Raw genomic sequence first — 4,153 nt, 5'->3', positions numbered from 1 at the left:
GACCCCGCGGCCCGGGCCGCGGCCAACGGCGTCACGGTCTCGGTCACCCTGGTGGCGGCGACGGACGGTGGCTCCGCGATCCGCGCGACGTTCACCCCCGACATGCCGGGCTTCCACCTCTACAGCGTGGACCTGCCCGACGGCGGCGTGGACGGCCTGGGCATCCCCACCCGGCTCTCCGTCCGGGGCGACCTCACCGCGACCGGCAGCCCGACCGCGGGCGTCAGCACCCGGCTGCTGCGGCCGGCCGGTCTGACGGTGGACCTGCCGGTCTACCCGGACGGCGCGGTGACCCTCACCCTGCCGGTCCGGCGCACCGGCTCCCACCAGGCGGACGTGATCGTGAGTTACGGGGCCTGTAGCGAGAACCGCTGCCTGGTACCCGTCCGTGGCCAGGCGCTGCACCTGGCCCTCGACTGAGCCCTGGCCCTCGCCCGCCGCAGCCCGGCGCGGGCGCCGGCGTCAGGGTGCGCCGTCGGCCAGCTCCAGCAGGCGGTGCACCTGGTCGTCGGTGGTCTGTTCGAAGTCGTCGTAGTACAGCCCCACCGCGCGGAAGTCGGACGGTGCGGCCAGGCAGATCAGGTCGTCCGCCAGCGGCCCGAGCATCCGCAACGCCTCGGGGGCGGTCACCGGGACCGCGAGCAGCAGTTCGCGGACCTGGCGGCGCCGCAGCACCGCCATGGCCGCGCGGACCGTGGCGCCGGTGGCGATGCCGTCGTCCACCAGGACCACCGCGCGCCCGGCCGGCTCCAGCGGCGGGCGGTCGCCGCGCAGCAGCACGGTCCGCCGCTCCACCTCGGCGGCGGTGGCCTCGGTCAGCTTCTCCAGGGTCGCGGCGGAGACGCCGAGTGCCGCGATGACGTCGTGGTTGAAGAGCCGGATGCCGCCCTCGCCGACCGCGCCGAGAGCCAGCTCCGGCTGGCCGGGCGCCCCGATCTTGCGCACCACCAGGATGTCCAGCGGGGCCCCGAGCGCGCGGGCCACCTCGTAGGCGACCGGGACCCCGCCCCGGGGCAGGCCCACCACCACGGGGTCGTCGGCGCCCCAGGCGGCCGCCCGCGTCCCGAGCCGGCGGCCGGCCTCCGCACGGTCGCGGAAGTGCTGGATCCGCCCGTGGGAGGCGCCGGTGCCGGCAGCACTGTCGTCGACCATGCCCATCGCCCTCACCGCCTGCGGGCTCACTGCCCGCCGCTCCCTCCAGCCTGCCACCAACGGCGCGCCCCGGCGCGGCCCGCGGCCGGCACTCCGCCACGAGCGCCCCCGCGCCCCCGTACCCGAACCCCCGAAGGCGGTGCCCCGGGCACTGATCACCCGCTCGGGTGACACCGGACCCGGCGCCCTCCTCAACGGGGGTGCCGGTCCGCTACGGTAGCCGCCACGAGATGCAACCTCCCGGGTACGGACCGGAGGTGGCGCGCGTCGTGCCGCCCGTGGGCGGTGGTCGCCGCCGCCCCGACCCCGCCGTCCGCCGGGAGCTTCCCACGCGGCACAGCGCTGTGTCCGCGCCCTCTGAACTCCCCTTGAGGTGCGCGCAGATGAGGCTCACCCCGCACGAGCAGGAACGCCTGCTGATCCATGTGGCCGCCGACGTGGCCCGCGCCCGGCAGGCGCGTGGCCTGCGGCTCAACCATCCCGAGGCGATCGCGCTGATCACCTCGCACCTGCTGGAGGGCGCCCGGGACGGCCGTACGGTGGCCGAACTCATGGACTCCGGACGGCGGGTGCTCGGCCGCGCGGACGTCATGGAGGGCATCGCCGAGATGATCCCGGACGTCCAGGTCGAGGCGACCTTCCCGGACGGGACCAAACTGGTCACCGTGCACGGGCCGATCCAGTGATCTCGGCCGACCCGGTGCCCCCGCCCGGCGCGGACCCGGTCGACGTGGGCGAGGCCGGGCTCGGGGCACCGGGAGCCGTGCTGTACGGCGAGGGGCCCGTCGAGCTCAACGCCGGCCGCCCGGTCACCGTCCTGGTGGTCCGCAACAGCGCCGACCGGCCGGTCCAGGTCGGCTCGCACTACCACTTCGCCGAGGCCAACCCCGGCCTGGAGTTCGACCGGGACGCCGCGTACGGGCGGCGGCTGCACATCCCGGCCGGCACCGCGGTCCGCTTCGAGCCGGGCATCCCGGTCGAGGTCGCGCTGGTGCCGCTCGGCGGGCGGCGCGAGGTGCACGGGCTGCGCGGCGCGGTCGGCGGTGGCCTCGATGGCTGACCCGCGCCCCTCGTCGGCCGACCCGCACCCGACGTCGGCCCACCCGCGCCCGCCGGTGGAGCGCCGGCTGCTGCTGACCCGCGAGCGCTACGCGGAGCTCTACGGCCCCACCCGCGGGGACGGGATCCGGCTCGCCGACACCAACCTGCTGATCGAGGTGGAGGAGGACCGCTGCGCGGGCGGTGACGAGGTGGTCTTCGGCGGGGGCAAGGTGATCCGCGAGTCGATGGGCCAGGGGCGCGCCTCGCGGGCCGAGGGCGCACCCGACACGGTGATCACCGGTGTGGTGGTGCTGGACCACTGGGGCGTGGTCAAGGCGGACCTCGGGATCCGCGAGGGCCGGATCGCCGCGCTCGGCAAGGCCGGTAACCCCGAGACGATGGACGGCGTCCACCCCGACCTGGTGATCGGACCGGAGACCGAGGTGATCTCCGGCAACGGGCGGATCCTGACCGCCGGCGCGATCGACGCCCATGTGCACTTCATCGCGCCCCAACTCGCCCAGGAGGCGCTGGCGGCGGGCATCACCACGCTGGTGGGCGGCGGCACCGGACCGGCCGAGGGGACCAAGGCGACCACCGTCACCCCCGGCGGCTGGCACCTGGCCCGGATGTTCGCGGCGCTGGACGACCTGCCGCTCAACATCGGCCTGACCGCCAAGGGCAGTACCGTCGATCCGGCCGCCCTGCACGCCCAACTGCGGGCCGGCGCGGTCGGCTTCAAGATCCACGAGGACTGGGGCGCCACCCCGGCCGCGATCGACGCCTGCCTGCGGGTCTGCGAGGCGACCGGGGTCCAACTCGCCCTGCACACCGACACCCTGAACGAGGCCGGCTTCGTGGCCGACACGCTCGCCGCGATCGCCGGCCGGGGCGTGCACGCCTACCACACCGAGGGCGCCGGCGGCGGTCACGCACCGGACATCATCAGCGTGGTCTCGGAGCCCAACATCCTTCCCAGCTCGACCAATCCGACCAGGCCGCACACCGTCAACACGATCGACGAGCACCTCGACATGCTGATGGTCTGCCACCACCTGAGTCCCTCGGTCCCCGAGGACCTGGCCTTCGCGGAGTCGCGGATCCGCCCCAGCACCATCGCCGCCGAGGACGTCCTGCACGACCTGGGCGCGATCTCGATCATCAGCTCCGACTCGCAGGCGATGGGCCGGATCGGCGAGGTGGTCAGCCGGACCTGGCAGACCGCGCACTGCATGAAGGCCCGGCGCGGCGCGCTGCCGGGCGACGGTCGCGCCGACAACCTGCGGGCCCGGCGCTACGTCGCCAAGTACACCCTCAACCCGGCGGTGGCCCAGGGGATGGACGGCGAGATCGGCTCGGTCGAGCCGGGCAAGCTGGCCGACCTGGTGCTCTGGAACCCGGCCTTCTTCGGGGTCAAGCCGGACCTGGTGATCAAGGGCGGCCAGATCGCCTGGGCCCAGATGGGCGACGCCAACGCCTCCATCCCCACCCCGCAACCCGTCTTCCCCCGGCCGATGTTCGGCGGGATCGGGCGGGCCCCGGCCGGCAACTCGGTCAACTTCACCTCGGCCGCCGCGCTGGCGGACCGGCTGCCCGAACGCCTCGCCGAGGAGCTGGGCGTGCGCAAGCCGTTCGCCCCGATCCGCGACACCCGCGCGGTCGGCAAGGCGCAGATGGTCAACAACACCGCCCGTCCCGAGGTGCGGGTGGAACCGGACAGCTTCCGGGTGACCATCGACGGCGAGCTGGTCCGGCCCGCACCGGCCGTGGAACTGCCGCTCGCACAAAGGTACTTCCTCTTTTGAGCGGCGGCGGTCCGCGATGAGCGGCGGGCCCGCGCCCGCGGCGCTGCTGCTGCTCGCCGACGGACGCTTCCCGGCCGGCGGCCACGCCCACTCCGGCGGGATGGAGGCGGCCGTCCGGGCCGGCGCGGTGGACGACCTCCCCGCGCTGGAGGCCT

General features: G+C 75.1%; 5 protein-coding genes and 1 pseudogene. 5 read left to right on the top strand and 1 reads right to left on the bottom strand.

Going from position 1 to position 4,153, the window contains the following annotated elements; all coding sequences use genetic code 11:
* Positions 1 to 420: hypothetical protein (locus ABD323_RS39805; RefSeq protein ID WP_344446994.1), on the top strand; the 420-nt coding region annotated here is incomplete at its 5' end.
* A 42-nt stretch (positions 421 to 462) separates the two neighbouring features.
* Here the strand turns inward: ABD323_RS39805 and ABD323_RS39800 are convergent.
* The gene (locus ABD323_RS39800; protein ID WP_344446993.1) at positions 463 to 1,182 is read right to left on the bottom strand and encodes a phosphoribosyltransferase; all 720 of its coding nucleotides are present in this window, start codon (positions 1,180 to 1,182) and stop codon (positions 463 to 465) included.
* Positions 1,183 to 1,535: 353 nt separating this feature from the next.
* Between ABD323_RS39800 and ABD323_RS39795 the strand changes: the two genes are divergently transcribed.
* From ABD323_RS39795 to ABD323_RS39780, 4 genes and pseudogenes are all read left to right on the top strand, one after another.
* Positions 1,536 to 1,838: an urease subunit gamma gene (locus tag ABD323_RS39795; protein ID WP_344446992.1), complete on the top strand. Its 303-nt coding sequence runs from the start codon at positions 1,536 to 1,538 to the stop codon at positions 1,836 to 1,838.
* A 44-nt stretch (positions 1,839 to 1,882) separates the two neighbouring features.
* Positions 1,883 to 2,212 (top strand): urease subunit beta, encoded by a 330-nt coding sequence (locus tag ABD323_RS39790; protein WP_344446995.1) that lies wholly within the window; start codon positions 1,883 to 1,885, stop codon positions 2,210 to 2,212.
* The gene (locus ABD323_RS39785) at positions 2,205 to 3,998 is read left to right on the top strand and encodes an urease subunit alpha (RefSeq protein ID WP_344446991.1); all 1,794 of its coding nucleotides are present in this window, start codon (positions 2,205 to 2,207) and stop codon (positions 3,996 to 3,998) included. Before ABD323_RS39790 ends, ABD323_RS39785 begins: the two co-directional genes overlap by 8 nt.
* 16 nt (positions 3,999 to 4,014) lie before the next feature.
* Positions 4,015 to 4,153 (top strand): annotated as a pseudogene (locus ABD323_RS39780) (urease accessory protein UreF); the annotation flags it as partial.

This window comes from Kitasatospora nipponensis (genome assembly GCF_039528135.1).
Taxonomy (GTDB): domain Bacteria; phylum Actinomycetota; class Actinomycetes; order Streptomycetales; family Streptomycetaceae; genus Kitasatospora; species Kitasatospora nipponensis.
The sequence above is the reverse complement of the archived record's forward strand: the minus strand, read 5'-3'. Positions and strand labels throughout refer to the sequence as shown.